Raw genomic sequence first — 853 nt, forward strand, 5'->3', positions numbered from 1 at the left:
CCACCTTCACGGATAGCGAAGCGTAAACCTTCATCCATCGCGATAGGTGCAATCAATTCAACTACGAATTTAAGGTTGTCACCAGGCATTACCATTTCTACGCCTTCAGGAAGCTCTACAGCACCTGTTACGTCAGTTGTACGGAAGTAAAACTGTGGACGGTAACCTTTAAAGAACGGAGTATGACGGCCGCCTTCATCTTTAGACAACACGTATACTTCAGCTTCAAACTTAGTATGTGGGTTAATTGAACCAGGCTTAGCTAGTACTTGACCACGTTCTACGTCTTCACGCTTAGTACCACGTAACAATGCGCCGATGTTCTCGCCTGCACGACCTTCGTCAAGCAATTTGCGGAACATTTCAACACCGGTACATACGCTCTTAGTCGTGTCTTTCATACCAACGATTTCTACTTCATCGCCAGTTTTAACAATACCGCGTTCAACACGACCTGTTACCACTGTACCACGACCTGAAATTGAGAAAACATCTTCAATTGGAAGTAGGAAAGGCTTGTCGATGTCACGCTCTGGCTCTGGGATATAAGAATCAAGGGCTTCTGCAAGCTCGATGATTTTAGCTTCCCACTTCTCGTCGCCTTCAAGGGCTTTAAGTGCTGAACCTTGGATTACTGGCAAGTCGTCGCCAGGGAATTCGTATTCAGAAAGTAATTCACGTACTTCCATTTCTACCAATTCTAATAATTCTTCGTCGTCAACCATGTCACATTTGTTCATGAAAACAACCATGAAAGGTACGCCAACCTGACGGCCTAACAAGATGTGCTCACGTGTTTGTGGCATAGGACCATCAGTCGCTGCTACTACTAAGATTGCGCCATCCATTTGAG

General features: G+C 45.3%; 1 protein-coding gene. It reads right to left on the reverse strand.

Annotation, left to right across the window (positions count from 1 at the left end):
- Positions 1-853 (reverse strand): elongation factor Tu (gene tuf, locus GPLA_RS21890; RefSeq protein WP_040515698.1); only part of this gene is annotated, 853 nt, incomplete at both ends.

This window comes from Paraglaciecola polaris LMG 21857 (assembly GCF_000315055.1).
Lineage (GTDB): Bacteria > Pseudomonadota > Gammaproteobacteria > Enterobacterales > Alteromonadaceae > Paraglaciecola > Paraglaciecola polaris.